The sequence below is a fragment of the Micromonospora sp. NPDC005254 genome (genome assembly GCF_042872525.1).
Lineage (GTDB): Bacteria > Actinomycetota > Actinomycetes > Mycobacteriales > Micromonosporaceae > Micromonospora.
This window is the reverse complement of sequence record NZ_JBIAKM010000005.1, coordinates 134,880-149,685: the sequence shown is the minus strand read 5'-3', so window position 1 is coordinate 149,685 and position 14,806 is coordinate 134,880. Positions and strand designations below refer to the sequence as shown.

Annotated in this window: 16 protein-coding genes; 11 read left to right on the top strand and 5 right to left on the bottom strand. The window is 70.4% G+C overall.

The genetic code is table 11. The features are described from left to right. Position 1 precedes the first annotated feature (1 nt). Positions 2-1,180 (bottom strand): acyl-CoA dehydrogenase family protein, encoded by a 1,179-nt coding sequence (locus ACFYPR_RS17065; RefSeq protein WP_387260771.1) that lies wholly within the window; start codon positions 1,178-1,180, stop codon positions 2-4. A gap of 98 nt (positions 1,181-1,278) precedes the next feature. On the opposite strand from ACFYPR_RS17065, the gene ACFYPR_RS17060 reads away from it, so the two are divergent. The 3 genes from ACFYPR_RS17060 to ACFYPR_RS17050 all read left to right on the top strand — a co-directional run bounded on the left by ACFYPR_RS17060 (position 1,279) and on the right by ACFYPR_RS17050 (position 4,659). Further along, a complete protein-coding gene (locus ACFYPR_RS17060) occupies positions 1,279-1,935 on the top strand; it encodes a TetR/AcrR family transcriptional regulator C-terminal domain-containing protein (RefSeq protein ID WP_387260769.1) in 657 nt (218 codons plus the stop codon). 103 nt (positions 1,936-2,038) lie between these two features. Further along, positions 2,039-3,493 carry an aldehyde dehydrogenase family protein gene (locus ACFYPR_RS17055; protein ID WP_387260765.1) on the top strand — a complete coding sequence of 485 codons (1,455 nt, stop codon included), beginning with the start codon at positions 2,039-2,041 and terminating at the stop codon, positions 3,491-3,493. After that, on the top strand, positions 3,490-4,659 hold the full coding sequence (locus tag ACFYPR_RS17050) for an alcohol dehydrogenase catalytic domain-containing protein (RefSeq protein ID WP_387260762.1): 1,170 nt from the start codon (positions 3,490-3,492) through the stop codon (positions 4,657-4,659). Before ACFYPR_RS17055 ends, ACFYPR_RS17050 begins: the two co-directional genes overlap by 4 nt. Before the next feature lie 61 nt (positions 4,660-4,720). Here ACFYPR_RS17050 and ACFYPR_RS17045 read toward each other — a convergent pair whose 3' ends face one another. After that, complete coding sequence (locus tag ACFYPR_RS17045; protein ID WP_354856002.1) at positions 4,721-5,008, bottom strand: hypothetical protein; 288 nt, start codon at positions 5,006-5,008, stop codon at positions 4,721-4,723. Positions 5,009-5,322: 314 nt separating this feature from the next. Here ACFYPR_RS17045 and ACFYPR_RS17040 point away from each other — a divergent pair, with 314 nt between their 5' ends. From ACFYPR_RS17040 to ACFYPR_RS17030, 3 genes are all read left to right on the top strand, one after another. Next, positions 5,323-6,312 (top strand): hypothetical protein, encoded by a 990-nt coding sequence (locus tag ACFYPR_RS17040; protein ID WP_387260760.1) that lies wholly within the window; start codon positions 5,323-5,325, stop codon positions 6,310-6,312. A gap of 229 nt (positions 6,313-6,541) precedes the next feature. Then, positions 6,542-6,886, top strand: coding sequence for a hypothetical protein (locus tag ACFYPR_RS17035; RefSeq protein WP_387260758.1), 345 nt, complete (start codon positions 6,542-6,544; stop codon positions 6,884-6,886). A gap of 133 nt (positions 6,887-7,019) precedes the next feature. After that, positions 7,020-7,559 carry an alpha/beta hydrolase gene (locus tag ACFYPR_RS17030; RefSeq protein WP_354856005.1) on the top strand — a complete coding sequence of 180 codons (540 nt, stop codon included), beginning with the start codon at positions 7,020-7,022 and terminating at the stop codon, positions 7,557-7,559. 6 nt (positions 7,560-7,565) lie between these two features. On the opposite strand, the gene ACFYPR_RS17025 is transcribed toward ACFYPR_RS17030, so the two are convergent. Then, positions 7,566-8,312, bottom strand: coding sequence for a phosphotransferase (locus ACFYPR_RS17025; RefSeq protein ID WP_355136334.1), 747 nt, complete (start codon positions 8,310-8,312; stop codon positions 7,566-7,568). A gap of 115 nt (positions 8,313-8,427) precedes the next feature. Between ACFYPR_RS17025 and ACFYPR_RS17020 the strand changes: the two genes are divergently transcribed. After that, positions 8,428-8,793 (top strand): PadR family transcriptional regulator, encoded by a 366-nt coding sequence (locus tag ACFYPR_RS17020; protein ID WP_354856007.1) that lies wholly within the window; start codon positions 8,428-8,430, stop codon positions 8,791-8,793. Further along, entirely contained in the window at positions 8,790-10,166 is a 1,377-nt protein-coding gene (locus ACFYPR_RS17015) for a permease prefix domain 1-containing protein (RefSeq protein WP_387260755.1), read from the top strand. Before ACFYPR_RS17020 ends, ACFYPR_RS17015 begins: the two co-directional genes overlap by 4 nt. Before the next feature lie 143 nt (positions 10,167-10,309). Here ACFYPR_RS17015 and ACFYPR_RS17010 read toward each other — a convergent pair whose 3' ends face one another. Continuing rightward, the gene (locus tag ACFYPR_RS17010) at positions 10,310-10,843 is read right to left on the bottom strand and encodes a DUF402 domain-containing protein (RefSeq protein WP_387182174.1); all 534 of its coding nucleotides are present in this window, start codon (positions 10,841-10,843) and stop codon (positions 10,310-10,312) included. A 173-nt stretch (positions 10,844-11,016) separates the two neighbouring features. On the opposite strand from ACFYPR_RS17010, the gene ACFYPR_RS17005 reads away from it, so the two are divergent. From ACFYPR_RS17005 to ACFYPR_RS16995, 3 genes are all read left to right on the top strand, one after another. After that, positions 11,017-11,580 (top strand): TetR/AcrR family transcriptional regulator, encoded by a 564-nt coding sequence (locus ACFYPR_RS17005; RefSeq protein ID WP_387182177.1) that lies wholly within the window; start codon positions 11,017-11,019, stop codon positions 11,578-11,580. After that, positions 11,573-12,856 carry an FAD-dependent oxidoreductase gene (locus ACFYPR_RS17000; RefSeq protein WP_387260752.1) on the top strand — a complete coding sequence of 428 codons (1,284 nt, stop codon included), beginning with the start codon at positions 11,573-11,575 and terminating at the stop codon, positions 12,854-12,856. Before ACFYPR_RS17005 ends, ACFYPR_RS17000 begins: the two co-directional genes overlap by 8 nt. Before the next feature lie 88 nt (positions 12,857-12,944). Beyond that, entirely contained in the window at positions 12,945-13,766 is an 822-nt protein-coding gene (locus tag ACFYPR_RS16995; RefSeq protein WP_387260749.1) for an NAD-dependent epimerase/dehydratase family protein, read from the top strand. A 57-nt stretch (positions 13,767-13,823) separates the two neighbouring features. Here ACFYPR_RS16995 and ACFYPR_RS16990 read toward each other — a convergent pair whose 3' ends face one another. After that, positions 13,824-14,681, bottom strand: coding sequence for an SPFH domain-containing protein (locus tag ACFYPR_RS16990; RefSeq protein WP_354856013.1), 858 nt, complete (start codon positions 14,679-14,681; stop codon positions 13,824-13,826). Positions 14,682-14,806: the final 125 nt, after the last annotated feature.

The following is a 14,806-nucleotide window of genomic DNA, read 5'->3' as shown; positions in this document are numbered from 1 at the left end:
TTCAGGCCAGGTGGCCACCGATCTTCGTGTACCCGCGCAGCAGGTCTCGCGAGATGATCAGCCGCTGCATTTCGTCGGTGCCCTCGAAGATGCGGTAGAGCCGCACCTGCCGGTACCAGCGCTCGATGGGCAGCTCCCGGGTGTAGCCCATGCCACCGTGGATCTGGAGCACCCTGTCGACCACCCGGTTGACCATGCCGGCGCCGTAGAGCTTGCCCATCGACGACGCGTGCCGCGGGTCGAGGCCCTGGTCGACCGTCCACGCCGAGCGCAGCACCAGCCAGCGGGCCGCCTCCAACTCGGTCTCCGAGTCGGCGATCATCCACTGGATGGCCTGGTTGGTGCCGATCTTCGCGCCGAACGTCTCGCGGGTGTTGGCGTAGTCGATCGCCATCTGCAGGACCCGCTCGGCGATGCCGATGGCGTGCGACGGGATGGTGTAGCGGCCCTTGCCGATCCACTCCATGCCGAGGGTGAAGCCCTGCCCGATCTCGCCGAGGATGTTGCGGTGCGGCACGCGTACACCGTCGAAGATCAGCGACGCGGGCCCGCCCTCGCCCATGGTCTGGATGAACTCCGAGCGCCAGCCCATCGCCCGGTCGACCAGGAACGCGGTCGCGCCGCCGTTGCGGGCGCCCTTCTCCCGGTCGGTCACCGCGACGACGATGGCGAAGTCGGCGTCGTGGCCGCCGGTGATGAAGGTCTTCTCGCCGTCGAGGATCCAGTCGTCGCCGTCGCCGTCGCGGCGGGCGGAGAGCCGGATGTTCGCCGCGTCCGAGCCGGCGCCCGGTTCGGTGATCGCGAAGCAGGACCGCCGCTCGCCCTCGATCGTCGGAATGAGGAATTCCTGCTTCTGCTCCTCGGTGGCGTGGAACAGGATGTTGTCCGCCTCGCCACCGAAGCGGAACGGCACGAACGTGTGGCCCAGCTCCGTCCAGATCAACGACTGGAGGACGGCCGGCAGGTTCATCCCGCCGTACTCCTCGGGGGTCGCCAGGCCCCAGAAGCCGAACTTGCGCGCCTTGAGTTGCAGCTCGCGCACCTCGGAGTGATCCAGGCCCGGTTGGTGCGCCCGCTCGCGGCGCAGCACCTCCGCCTCCAGGGGCATCACCTCGCGGCGGATGAACGACCGGACGGTGTCCCGTACCGCCCGCTCCTCGTCGGTGAGCGAAAAGTCCACGGTGGTCCTCCTGGCGTCGGCGCGGCCGGTCACCCCTAAACTAGCGGTGTAAGTTTTGATGCGTCCAGACCCTACGTCGCCGACTCGCGAGGAGCGCAGTGCCCCGACCCCGCCAGCCCCGGCTCACCCGGCAGTTGATCGTCGACACCGCCACGGCGCTCATCGACGCCGAGGGTCTGCCCGCGCTCTCCACCCGTCGACTCGCCGCCGCGCTGGGCGTGCAGGGCCCGTCGCTCTACAACCACTTCGCCACCAAGGACGAGATCCTCGACGCGGTCGCCGACGCGGTGACCGGCGCCGTCGACACCAGCGGCTTCACCGGCCGGGACTGGGCCGGCGCGCTGCGCGACTGGGCCTGGTCGTACCGGCGGGCGCTCACCGCGCACCCGAACATCGTGCCGTACCTGGCCCAGGGGCCCGGTCGCCGGCCGGCCGCCCTCGCCATGGCCGACGCGGTCTACGGCGGCCTGGTCCGCGCCGGGTGGCCACCGGCCCGCGCCACCCACATCGGCGCGGCGCTGCGCTACTTCGTGGCCGGCTCGGCGCTCGGCTCGTTCGCCCGCGGCTTCGTCGAGGATCCCGAGCTGTACGCCGCGCACTACCCGCACCTGCGCCAGGCGCACCGGCTCGCCGAGCACCAGCAGAGCGTGGACGAGGGCGCCTTCGCCCTCGGCCTGGACGCGCTGCTGCACGGCCTGGCCGCCGAGTACGTCCGCACCGTCGGGCCGGTGGAGTCCGGGCGGTCCAGCGGGTAGCGTCCAAACTCCCAGCGCTAGTTTCATCGCCCGCCGCGACCCGTCGCCTTCGCCCGCCGCTCAGCCCGCCCCCATCGCCCGTCGCCACCCCGGAAGGGACGCCATGGACCTCGCCGCCCCGCCGTCGCTGCTGCCCGATGCCCTGCGCCTCCGGCGCCACCTGCACATCGGCGGCGAGTGGACGTCTCCCGCCGGCACCGACGTGATCGACGTGGAGAACCCGAGCACCGGCGAGCTGATCGGTCAGGTGCCCGCCGGCACCGCGGCCGATGTGGACGCCGCCGTCGCCGCCGCCCGCGCCGCCTTTCCCGGCTGGGCGGCCACCGCGCCCGCCGAACGGTCCGCTTACCTCGACCGGCTGCACGCCGCGCTCGCGGCGCGCGCCGACGACCTCGCCCGCACCGTCGCCTTCGAGCTGGGCGCCCCGCTCAAGCTCGCCACCCGCGTGCAGGTCGCGCTGCCGCTGATCGTGCTGCGCGACCACGTGGCGCTCGCCGCCCGGCCGCCGGTCGAGGAGACCATCGGCAACTCCCTCGTCGTGCGCGAGCCGATCGGCGTGGTCGGCGCGATCACCCCGTGGAACTACCCCCTGCACCAGGTGATGGCGAAGGTCGCGCCCGCGCTCGCCGCCGGCTGCACGGTCGTGCTCAAGCCCAGCGAGCTGACCCCGCTGACCGCGTACCTGCTGTTCGACGCGGTCACCGAGGCCGGTCTGCCGCCGGGTGTGCTCAACCTGGTCCCCGGCACCGGCGCGGCGGTCGGCGAGGCGCTCGCCGGGCACCCCGACGTCGACCTGGTCTCGTTCACCGGCTCCACCGCCACCGGCACCCGGATCATGCGACTCGCCGCCGACCGGATCGCCCGGGTCGCGCTGGAGCTGGGTGGCAAGTCCGCCAACGTGATCCTCGAGGATGCCGACCTGGCCGCCGCGGTCAAGGTCGGCGTCGGCAACGCCCTGATGAACTCCGGCCAGACCTGCACGGCGTGGACCCGGATGCTGGTGCACCGCGACCGGTACGCCGAGGCGCTCGACCTGGTCGCGACGGCGGTGGCCGGCTACCGCGTCGGCGACCCGTTCGACCCGGCCACCCGCCTCGGCCCCCTGGTCTCCGCCGCCCAGGCGACGCGGGTGCGCGGCCACGTCGAGCGGGCTCTCGCCGACGGCGCCCGCCTCGTCGCCGGTGGCCCGGACGCCCCGGTCCCGGCGCGGGGGCACTTCGTCGCCCCGACCGTCTTCGCCGACGTGCACCCGGACAGCGCGCTCGCCCAGGAGGAGGTCTTCGGCCCGGTGCTCGCCGTTCTCCCGTTCGACGACACCGACGAGGCCGTCGCCATCGCCAACAACTCGCGCTACGGGCTGGCCGGCGCGGTCTGGTCCGCCGACACCGAGGCGGCGCTCGCGGTGGCGCGGCGGCTGCGGACCGGCGCGGTCGACATCAACGGCGCGGCGTTCAACCCACTCGCGCCCTTCGGCGGCTACAAGCAGTCCGGCCTGGGCCGGGAGCTGGGCGTGCACGGGCTCGCCGAGTTCTGCGAGCTGAAGGCGATCCAGCGATGAGCGCCGCCGAGTCGACGGGCGTACCGGGGGTGGCTGCGGAGCAGGCGGCCGTGCCGGCGGTCAGCGCTGAGCGGGCGGGCGGGTCGGTCACCGTCCGCGCGCTGGTCGCGCGCGGGCCCGGCGCCGAGCTGCGGGTCGAGCGGGTACGCCTGCCCGCCCCCGGCCCCGGCGAGGTGCGGGTGACGATCCGGGCCGCCGGCGTCTGCCACTCCGACCTGTCCATGGTCAACGGCACTCTGGCCGCGACGTTCCCGCTGGTGCTCGGGCACGAGGCGACCGGCGTGGTGGCCGAGGCAGGGGCGGGCACCCGGCTGCCGGTCGGCACGCCGGTGGTGCTCAACTGGGCGCCCGCCTGCCGGACCTGCTGGTGGTGCCGGCACGACGAGCCGTGGCTCTGCGCCGCCAACACCGCCCCGACCGTGGCGCGCGGCGAGACCGAGGACGGCATCGGGCTGCACCTTACGCTGGGTCTCGGCGCGCTCGCCGAGGCGGTGGTGGTGCCGGAGAGCGCCGTCGTACCGATCCCCGCCGGGCTGCCCGCCGAGCAGGCCGCGCTGCTCGGATGCGCGGTGCTCACGGGCGTCGGCGCGGTCGGCAACACCGCCCGGGTCGCGCCCGGCGAGTCGGTCGCCGTCATCGGGCTCGGCGGGGTCGGGCTCGCCGTTCTCGCCGCAGCCCGCCGGGCCGGCGCCACGACGATCCTCGCCGTCGACGTGGCCGAGGCGAAGCGGGACCTGGCCCTCGCCGCCGGGGCCACCGACTTCCTGCTCTCCGACGACCGGCTCTCCAAGGAGGTGCGGGCACGCACCGAGGGCCGCGGCGTCGACCACGCCTTCGAGTGCGTCGGGCGGGCCGCCACGATCCGGGCGGCGTGGCGGCTCACCCGGCGCGGGGGAGCGGTCACCGTGGTCGGCATGGGCGCCAAGGACGACATGGTCAGCCTCGGCGCGCTCGACATCTTCCACTCCGCCCGTACGCTGCGCTCCTCGGTGTACGGCTCGTCCGACCCGGACCGCGAGGTGCCGGTGCTGGCCACCGAGCTCGCCGACGGCGCACTGGATCTGCGCGTGCTGGTCAGCGGCACGATCGGGCTGGACGAGGCGCCCACCGCGTTCGACCGGTTGGCGCGGGGCGAGGGCGCTCGCTGGGTGGTCACACTGGACTGAGCCGAGCAGGCTCGCATGCGGGCCTGCTCGGGCCGGTGACGTCGGCGGCGATCAGTTTCGATCAGAAGGGTGGTGTGTCCTCGCCCATCAACGCCAGCACGACGCCACCCCTCCCGCTCTTGAGGCTCTGGACCACGACCTTGCCGGTGCTGCCGTCGGGCAGTTCCAACGTGAAAGCCTTCCCGACCGCGTTCTTGGGGCCGTTGCCGGCGCTGTTGGCGGGCCGGAAGTCGCCTGCCCACGGTCGAATCCCACCCTTGCGGGCGGGCTCGGCGAAGAGGGCGGCGGTGCCAGGGGTCCTGGTGCCGTCCGAGGAGAGAAGCACTGAGGCGCTGCGATAGGTAGCCATATGCGCCAAGGCTATCCCGGACTGCGCTCGATCGCGCCCCGCAACTGCCCCTAAACCGAACGGCCAGGGGAGCGATCGTGATCTGCTACCCCTTTGCGACGATCGTGCGGTGGCTAAGGGCCGAGCCAGACGCCGGTCGCTGAATCCGCAGCCTTGGTCCCTGGCGGAGCCGGATGTGTGCGCGTGCCCTCGGGCTGGACCGAGCTTGTCCTATCCCGGTGCTCTCATCCCGTCATGCATGTCGTCGTCTGTGGCGCACTCGTGGAGACCGGCGCGGTCCTGCTGGTACACCGCAGCCCATAAGGTTTACTTCTATGGTCCGCACCACACCTCCGCGTCCCCTGGACATCACCGCGCTCTTCCCCGAACTGCGGGACCATTCCATCACCGCTACCCGCCTGCATCCCCGACCCGGCGCTCCGACCGTTAGGGACAGCTCGGTCGGCGGACCGCTGCTGTGGCCGGCCGACGAGGTATGGCCGGTCTGCGACGACGCCGGGGCGCACGAGCCATACAACCTGGCCACCCCGGCCGCCCTGCGCTGCAGGCGGGAGATCCTCGCGACCGCAGAAGCCCGGGAGCCGCTGCCGGGCGGGTACTTCTTGACTGCGCAGGAGCGGGCCGAGCTCGATGCGGCCGACGCATTGGACCTGGACGACCTGATCGAGGACCCCATCCCGTTGGTCCCGGTCGCGCAGCTGTACCGACATGATGTCCCGGACTACGCCGGTCCGGACGGCACCGACCTGCTCCAGGTGCTGTGGTGCCCGGTGGACCACTCGGACCGGCACTACAGCCCTCGCGTCTTCCTCTTCTGGCGCGACAGTTCCGCCGTCGGCCCGCTGCTCGAAGCGCCTCCCGAGCCGCCGGTGATCAGCGACATGTACCTGCCGGTTCCGTGCGTGGTGCACCCCGAGCAGGTTCGCGAGTACCAATACGCCGCTCTACTCCCCGATGACCTGCGCGAGCGGCTCGACGAGTGGGACGAAGACGATAGCCGTCCCCACTATCAGTATCAGACCGACTTGTCGCTGGCGCCGGGATGGAAGGTCGGCGGGTACGCGAACTGGTCACTGACCGATCCGTACCCGATGGATTGTGCTGCCTGCGGCACCACGATGACCTTGATTTTCACCGTGGGCTCGGGCGACTGGAACGGCATGCATTGCAGCTGGCGCCCGTCCGAGGAGAACCCGACCGTGTCCCCAGACATCGTCGGCGTGCAGATCGGGCGTGGCTACTCGCTGTACACCTTCCGCTGCCCCAAATCATTCGATCATCCCCCGGCGACCGCTGTGCAGTGACGCGGCCTCCCTCCATGGCTTGCCGGCCTCCATGGCTTGCCGGCCTCCCAAGCGCACTCGACTCGACAGAGCCGCGAGCGCTGGGGGTGTCCCGGAAGCCATGTGTGCGGCGAGGATGTAGTTGCGGTCTGGGTCAGCGCGCAGAACGAGGTGATCGGAGGGTGCGGTGCCGGATTGGCGAAGCGGTACCTCGCTACCGGACTGCGCGGACGGTGCCTACTCTTCCGCCGTGGCGCGTACCCGAATCAGGAGCAGCGTCGTCGAGGACATCGTCTACCGATGGACCGTCGGACTGGTCGATCCGAGCCGTGTCAAGGTCAAGGTCTGGCGCGACGGGCCCGGCGGTGCATTGGAGGTCATGGCGTTCTTTGATGACCCATGGCTGAACTATGGACCGATCATCACCGCACCTGCCGGCCGAGCGGCCGAAGTGTTCGAACTGAGCCCGATCGCCCCGGCTTTGGTCGCGAAGATCATCCGGCAGGCACTTGACATGGGCTGGCAGGCACATCACAACGCAACGACGCGGCTCCAGCTCACCCGCGACCGCGAACGGTTGGAGCCATCACCCTAGTGACAGGGCGCCGGACGCGACCGCTGTCCGCGGATGCGGATGCCGTTAGAACCTCGGGAGCGGCCGGCCCCCTGAGGCCGCACTCGCTTCTGTGGGTCACGCGGTTTGATCACGATGTCGATGCGAAGGGGGCATGGTGGGACGCAGAGCGATCATCTTCCACGGGACCGGCGGTAACCCGGACGTCGTCTGGTATCGCTGGCTGGCGGAGCGGCTCGAGGCTCGGGGTTACACCGTCGAGGTGCCGCACCTCCCGGGCGTCAACGTCGAGCCGATCGCGACGTTCCTGCCGACGGTGCTCGACGGGCGCCGCTTCGACGAGGACACGGTCCTGGTGGGCCACTCCGGCGGCGCGGCCCTGCTGTTGGCGCTCCTGGAGCATGTCGAGGTGCCCGTCGCCCAGGCGATCCTGGTCGCCGGCTACTGCACCCGGCCCAACACCAGCGAGGAACCGGTCCTCCAGGAGAGCTACGACTGGGCCGCGATCCGGTCGCACGTGCGCGAGATCCTCTTCATCAACTCCCGCGCGGATCCGTACGGCTGCGACGACCGACAGGGACGCGCCATGTTCGAGCGGCTCGGCGGCACCCAGATCGTGCGCGACGACGGGCACTTCGGCGACTACAACCAGCCATACGAGCGGTTCGAGCTGCTCGACCGACTCATCCCCTGACGTTCGTCACATCCGCGCCCGCAGCACGTCGACCTCGCAGCCGGGCGCCGAGGGGTCGAAGCCGTGCTCGGCCAGCCACCGGATCACCAGCAGGCTGCGCAACGACCACCACGCCCGGATCACGTCGAGGTCGACGTCGGCGCCGTAGCCGGCCACGACGTCGCCGAGGTGCTCCTCGTGTCCGAGAGTCAACGTGGCGAGGTCGAACAGGGCGTCGCCCCGGCTCGCCTCGGACCAGTCGAGCACGCCGGTGACCTCGTCACCGTCGACGAACACGTGGGCGACCTGCAGGTCGCCGTGCGTGAACACAGGTGTCCACGGCCGGAGTGCAGCCTCGGCGACGTGGCGGTTTCGGGTGACCAGGTCGGTGGGGAGAACGCCGTTCGCGACGAGCCACCGGCACTCACCGTCGAGCTGCGCGGCCAGCTCGTCGAGGCTCCGACCGGGCCAGGGTGGCAGCGGCGCGTCGTGCAACGCCCGTACGGCGGCGCCCGCCGCGGCCCACGCCGTCGGGGGCGCGGTCGACGGCTCGCCGAGGCGGCCGAGTGCCCTGCCGCGCAGGACGGCGAGCGCGAGCACAGGCGGGTTGCGCCACAGGACCTCCGGAGTTGGCACGGGCGCCATGGCCATTGCCGCGACCTCGACGTCCGCGTGACCCGGATCGGCGTCGATCTTGAGGAACACGTCGCCGACGCGCACGGTCGCCCGCTCCTGGTGGGCGACGACGACCTCGATCTCCTGCACGTCGGCCATTGTCGCGGAATCGACCACCAGCACCCCACGGGGTTTTCGCGCCGGAGTCGTTGCATCCGGAGAATACCTAGCGGTACTATGCATCGTACTTCTAGGGTTGGAGGTGGGAGGTTTCGTGAAGGTCGCTAAGGATCTGGTGGCCGCGTCGGCGACACCGATGGTGCTCGGCATCCTGGCCGAGGGGGAGAGCTACGGCTACGCCATCCTCCGGCGGATCAACGAGCTGTCCGGAGGTGAGTTGGACTGGACCGAGGGGCTGTTGTACCCGCTGCTGCACCGGCTTGAGCGCCTGGCCTATGTGGAGGCGAGCTGGCAGTCGGTCGCCGGTGAGCGGAAACGCAAGTACTACCGGATCACCGACCGGGGCCTGGCCGAGCTGGCCGAGCAGCGCCGGCAGTGGGACACCGTCGTGGGCGCGCTCAAGGAGATCTGGCACGACCGTACGCCGCTGACGGTGCGCCCGCTGGGGGGCCTCGCATGACGGCGCACGACGGGCCGGAGGAGCTGGAAGCGCAGTTCGCACAGTGGCGCCGATACGTGCTCCGGCGTCGGGAACTGCAGTCGGTGGACGCCGACGAGTTGGAAGACCACCTCCGTGGCTCGGTCGACGAGCTCGTCGCGGCGGGCCTGAGCCCGGACGAGGCGTTCCTGGTCGCGGTCAAGCGGATGGGCAGTCTCGACGAGCTCTCCCGCGAGTTCGCCCGGGAGCATTCGGAACGGCTGTGGAAGCAACTGGTGCTGACCGGCGACTCCGGCAACCCGGCCGCCGGCTCGCGCTCCCGGCGGGACCTGTGGGTCATGCTGGCCTGTGCGGCCGGCGCGGTGGCGTCCGTCAAAGTGCCCGCGCTGTTCGGGTTGACCTTCGACGACGACGGGTCGTTCTACGCGCGCAACGCCACGCTGTTCGCGCTGCCCTGGCTGGCGGCGTTCCTGGCCTGGCGCCGGCGAGCCCGACCGGTGGTGATCGCGGTGCTGGTGGCGCTGTTCGCCCTCGGCGCCGTGGCGGCGAACGTCTACCCCCTGGCGGACGACTCGCAGTCCGTGGTCGTGACCGGCATCCACCTTCCGATCGCCCTGTGGCTCGTGGTCGGTCTGGCCTATGTCGCCGACGACTGGCGCTCGTCGCGTCGACGCATGGACTTCATCCGCTTCACCGGCGAGTGGTTCATCTACTTCGTGCTGATGGCCCTCGGCGGCGGCGTGCTCGCCGCGTTCCTGTTCAACACCTTCGCGGCCATCGGGATCGTCCCGGAGGCGTTCATCTCGCAGTGGCTCCTGCCCTGCGGCGCCGCGGCCGCGGTCGTCGTGGCCGGGTGGCTCGTCGAGGCCAAGCAGAGCGTCGTCGAGAACATCGCGCCGGTCCTCACGCGACTGTTCACCCCGCTCTTCACCGCCGCCCTGCTCGCCTTCCTCGTCGCCGTCGTCTGGACCAGCCACGGCATCGACGTCGAGCGCGAGGCGTTGATCCTGTTCGACCTTCTGCTCGTCGTGGTGCTGGGGCTGCTGCTCTACTCGCTCTCGGCCCGCGATCCGCTGGCCCCGCCCGGCCCGTTCGACAAACTCCAGCTCGCGCTCGTGGTCAGCGCGTTGGCCATCGACGTGCTGGTGCTGGTGGAGATCACCGGGCGTATCACCGACAACTACGGCGGTACGCCCAACCGGGCGGCAGCGCTCGGCGAGAACGTGATCCTGCTGGTCAACCTCGCGTGGTCGGCGTGGCTCCTGCTGAGCTTCCTGCGTCGGCGTACGCCCTTCGTGGCGCTCGAACGGTGGCAGACCGGCTACCTGCCGGTGTACGCAGCGTGGGCCTGGATCGTGGTCCTCGTCTTTCCCCCGTTGTTCAGCTACGCCTAGGGGATCACGTTCAGGTCGTCAACGGGATCTGGTGGAAGCCGTGGACGGGCGTGCCGTGGCGTGACCCGGCCGCCCGTCCCGGCGAACGGCCAGCCCGCTCCTCGTCGCCGCTGTCATCCGGCTCAGCTGAGCGGGACTGGCCTTCATCCGGCGTCGATGAGGGACCAGTCTTGAGGAAATACGACGTGCAGCAGGTCGGTGATACTGGCCGGTGGGAAGTCCGGCCAGGAGCGTTGCGGGTCGTGCCGTCGGTTGAGACGTCGATCAAGGAAACGCTGGGTACGGATGAGTCCCTCGGTCGCCTCACCCACGCTGAGCGCGCCGTCCTGCATGGCCGTGGCGTACTCGTCGAGATCCAGGACCCGGTAGGGATGGTCGCCAGGTCCGACGATCACGTCGATCCACAGGTCGTCGACCGTGACCACGCTCCCATGATCAATGACTCGTACCAGGTCGCAGTACCACCAGCCCTGCTGCTCGGGTGGGAACAGGACCGGCTGATTGATCTGGAACCCGTCATCGAGCAGCACGAAGCTGCGCTGCTCATACGGTCGATTGTCGAGGTGAAATCCCCAGTCGTAGACGATGGCGTCGCCAAGGCGCAGCCCCGCCGCGCGCAGCTTTCCGTCACGCACCACGGTCACCGGCGTCGCTTCACGCTCGGAAGCATCAGTCACACGCAGCAGCTTCGCAGGTCGACGACTCGACGATCAACCTTGTCGGCACGACCAGCCCCGATCGCTGCGGCTGGTCCGAACCGGACCGGGAGGTCTTCATCAACCACGTGGTTGACAGCTCGACACACCGATGCTGAACTATCAACCAACCGCTTGGTTGGGGATGGTGGAGGATGACCGAACGGCTCGATCGCCGGCAGGCGCTGGTGCACGCGGCCTTCTCGGCGATCGCCGAGGAGGGCTTCGAGGGGTTCCGGCTGCGGCCGATCGCCGCGGCGGCCGGCATCGACCACTCCACCCTGCACCACTACTTCCGGACCAAGGCCGACCTGATCGCCGCAGTGCTCGAGCACGTGACCAGCCAATTCGAGGCCACGATGCACGCCGACCTGGAACCCGCCGCCCGATTGCGGCAACACCTCAGCGAGATCGCCACCGCGGTCGCGCAACGGCCCGAGTTGTTCATCGTGCTCGATGAGCTCGACCTTCGGGCTCGACGGGACGAGTCCACCGGGGCCGATATCGAGCGGGACGAACAGGGTTGGCGGGACGCGCTCGCGGCGATCTTCACCGAAGGCGTCGCGCGACACGTGTGGTCGGTGGACCTCGACGTCGCTGCCAGCGTCGAGCTGGTGATCGCCACCGTCAAAGGCATTCGTCTGCGTCCCGACAAGGCCGAGTCGGTGGTCAACCAGCTGTGCGACCTCTTCGCACCAGAAAGTCTCACCCATGACTGACGTGCTCATCGTCGGCGGTGGCATCGGCGGCCTCGCTCTCGCCCAGGGTCTGCGTAAACACGGCATCACCGTCGCCGTGTACGAGCGTGACCGACGCCGCGACGACCGGGTGGACCGCTACCGGCTCGCGATCAACCCGGCGGGCAGCCGGTCGCTGCGTGCCTGTCTGCCCGACCGACACTGGCAGGCGTTCATCGACACCGCGGGTCGGCCCGGCGGCGGTTTCGGCTTCCTGGGCACGGACCTGCGCACGCTGGTCCTCGTGGAGGACGCGGTCATGTATCCCGACGATCCCGACCCCGCCGAACGGGCCTACCCGGTCGACCGTCACACGCTGCGCGGCGTTCTCCTCGACGGACTCGACGACACCGTCCACTACGACAAGGCATTCGAGCGCTACGAGCTCGCCGCCGACGGTCGCCCCACCGCGCGCTTCGCCGACGGGACGTCCGCCACCTGCGACGTCCTGGTCGGCGCGGACGGGATCAACTCGCGGGTGCGGGCGCAGTACCTGCCGACCGCCACGCAGAGAGATGCCGGTGCGGTAGGCGTCGGGCTCAAGTTGCCGCTGAACGACGACACCCGAGCCTGGTTACCCGCCCGGCTGGCTGAGGGCATGAACCTCATCGTGACCGGTGCGCCGCACTTCCTGTTCACCTCTGTTTTCGAACGCCGGCAGCCGGTGGGGGACGACTATCTGCTGTGCGCGTTCGTCGCCCGTAACGAGCTGTTCCCCTCGCGTCCGGAGCGCCTCGACGGCCCACAGTTGAAGGCCTACGTCGCCGGGCTGATCACCCACTGGCATCCGGCGCTCCGCCAGCTGATCGACCAATGTCCACCGAACGACGTGAGTGCGTTTCCGTTCCAGGCGTCCGACCGTCCGGCGCCCTGGACGCCCTCGCGGGTCACCGTGCTCGGCGACGCCGTGCACGGCATGCCACCGGCCGGCGGTAACGGCGCCAACACCGCACTGCGCGACGCCGCCCTGCTCACCCGGCAGTTGTCGCTGGCCGACGGCGGCCACCTGCCGCTGCTGGATGCGATCGGCGGATACGAGGCCGAGATGCGCGAGTACGGATTCCACGCCGTCGAGCTGGCCCTGCGGACGCTGCACCAGGGCATGATGAGCAACCGGGTGAGCGTGGGTCTGACCCGTGGCTGGTTCAGCCTCTGCGGCATCGCGTCACCGCTGCGCCGGATGACGTTCGGCGCGAGCTGGGCCAAGATCAGCGCCCCCCGCCAGTGGGAGCGGTCCGCCACCAACCGGACGAGCTGATCCGCTCGACCGGTCCGGGGCGAGGGCGCCCGCTGGGTGGTCACCCTGGACCGGCCATCCTGTCGGTGCGGGCCGGCAGGATGGCGTCATGGGTTCACGTCTGGGCACGGTCGTCGTCACGGGTGCCGCCGGTCGCATTGGTTCGGCGGTCTGCCGCCACCTGCGCGACGGCGTGCGCCGCCTCGTTCTGGTCGATCGGGTGCCCTCGCAGCCGCAGTCGCCGACAGACCGGGCGATTCAACTGGATCTGGCGGACGCCGACGCGGTGACCGCCGCGCTCAAGGGCGCGGACGCGGTGGTGCACCTGGCCGGGCTGCCGGACGAGGCACCCCTGGCCGACCTGCTGGAGAGCAACGTGCTGGGCACGTACCACGTGTTGGAGGCGGCCCGTCGGCAGCGGGTAGGGCGGGTCGTCCTCGCCAGCAGCAACCGTGTCACCGGCTTCTACCCCGTCGGCCAGGTGGTCGGGCCGGACGAGCCGGTCCGACCGGACGGTTTCTACGGGGTGAGCAAGGTCGCTGTCGAAGCGCTCGGGCGCCTGTACGCCGACAAGTTCGGCCTGTCGGTGGTGTGCCTGCGCATCGGCAGCTTCGAGGACGCGCCGGACGAGGCCCGCTACCTGGCGACCTGGTTGAGCCCGCGCGACGGCATCGGTTTCGTTCGCGCGGCTCTCACCGCTCCCGACGTGCGCTTCGCGACCGCCTACGCCGTGTCCGCCAACACTCGGGCGTTCTGGGACACCACGGCCGGGGCTCGGCTCGGCTATCTGCCGGTGGACAACGCGGAGGTTTTCGCCGACGGGGTGCCCGGTTCGCGCGACCCGGTCGACCCCGCCGCCCTGCAGGGCGGCGCCTTCACCGACGCCGCGTACTCGCTGCGGCACGTCAGGGCGGACGAGCCGTCCTGTTGAGTTGAGCATCGAGCGGCACGGCGCCGGCCCACCTGCCACGGGTGGGCCGGTTCCTTCTCACTTGCCGGTGACGATGCCCGGGTTGATGCACAGGCCCGGGTTGGCGCCGTTCTTCTCGGCGATCTCCAGGCAGCGGGTGACCTTGTCGACCTTCGCGTTGGTCTCGGTGATCTGCTTGGAGATCTCGGCGTTCTTGCGGTCCTGCTCCAGGTTGCGGGTCTGGGCCAGCTTGTCCTGGAACGCCTTGATATTGCCCTCGGTCTTGTCGTCGTGGTTCACCCGGGTGATGGTCACCGAGAGGATGTCCACGTCGCTGGCGAGGCGGGTGTCCGCGCTGGTCTTGATGTTCGCCGCGAACGGCTTGAGGTCGACGTTGAGGTCACCGGTCCGCGCGTCGATCTTCTCCAGCGGGTTGTACGCGGCGAAGGCGTCGTTGACCGCGCTGTCGAGCTGCACACCCACCCGCTGGCCCCGGAAGCTGTCGAAGTCTCCCTTGTAGTCCATGAACTGCTTCGGCGCGTTCTCCGGCCTGACCTGCCACTCGATGAGCACCTCGACGCAGGCGTCGGCGAGCGTGCCGGTGCGGACGCGTACGCAGTTGTTGCCGCCGATGTGGTCGTACTTCTGCCGGCCGGCGTCCCACTCGCCGACCTTCTGCCAGGGGGCGACCCACTTCAGGCCGGAGCCGGTCACCTTGCCGGTGGGCTTGCCGAAGCTGGTGACGATGCCGACCGAGCGGATGGGCACCGAGTGGGCGCTGGAGGTGACACCGACCAGCAGGGTGAGGGCGAGAAAGACGAGCGTCGCGAGGGCGGCCATCCGCTTCAGCGACCGCGCGGGGGCGACGAGAGCCAGGACGGCGCTGACCGCCAGGGCGACGGCGAAGACGATCGCCATGGTGAAGCCGACGGGCATGGGGTGGGGACCTTCCGCTGGGCTGTGTGGATCATCAACCTAGGAGGTCGGGTCAAGTCGGCTGGACGGGGGAGTGGAGGCCGGGCACGTCCTCTGCCCGTCGAATATGGATGCGATCGACATGG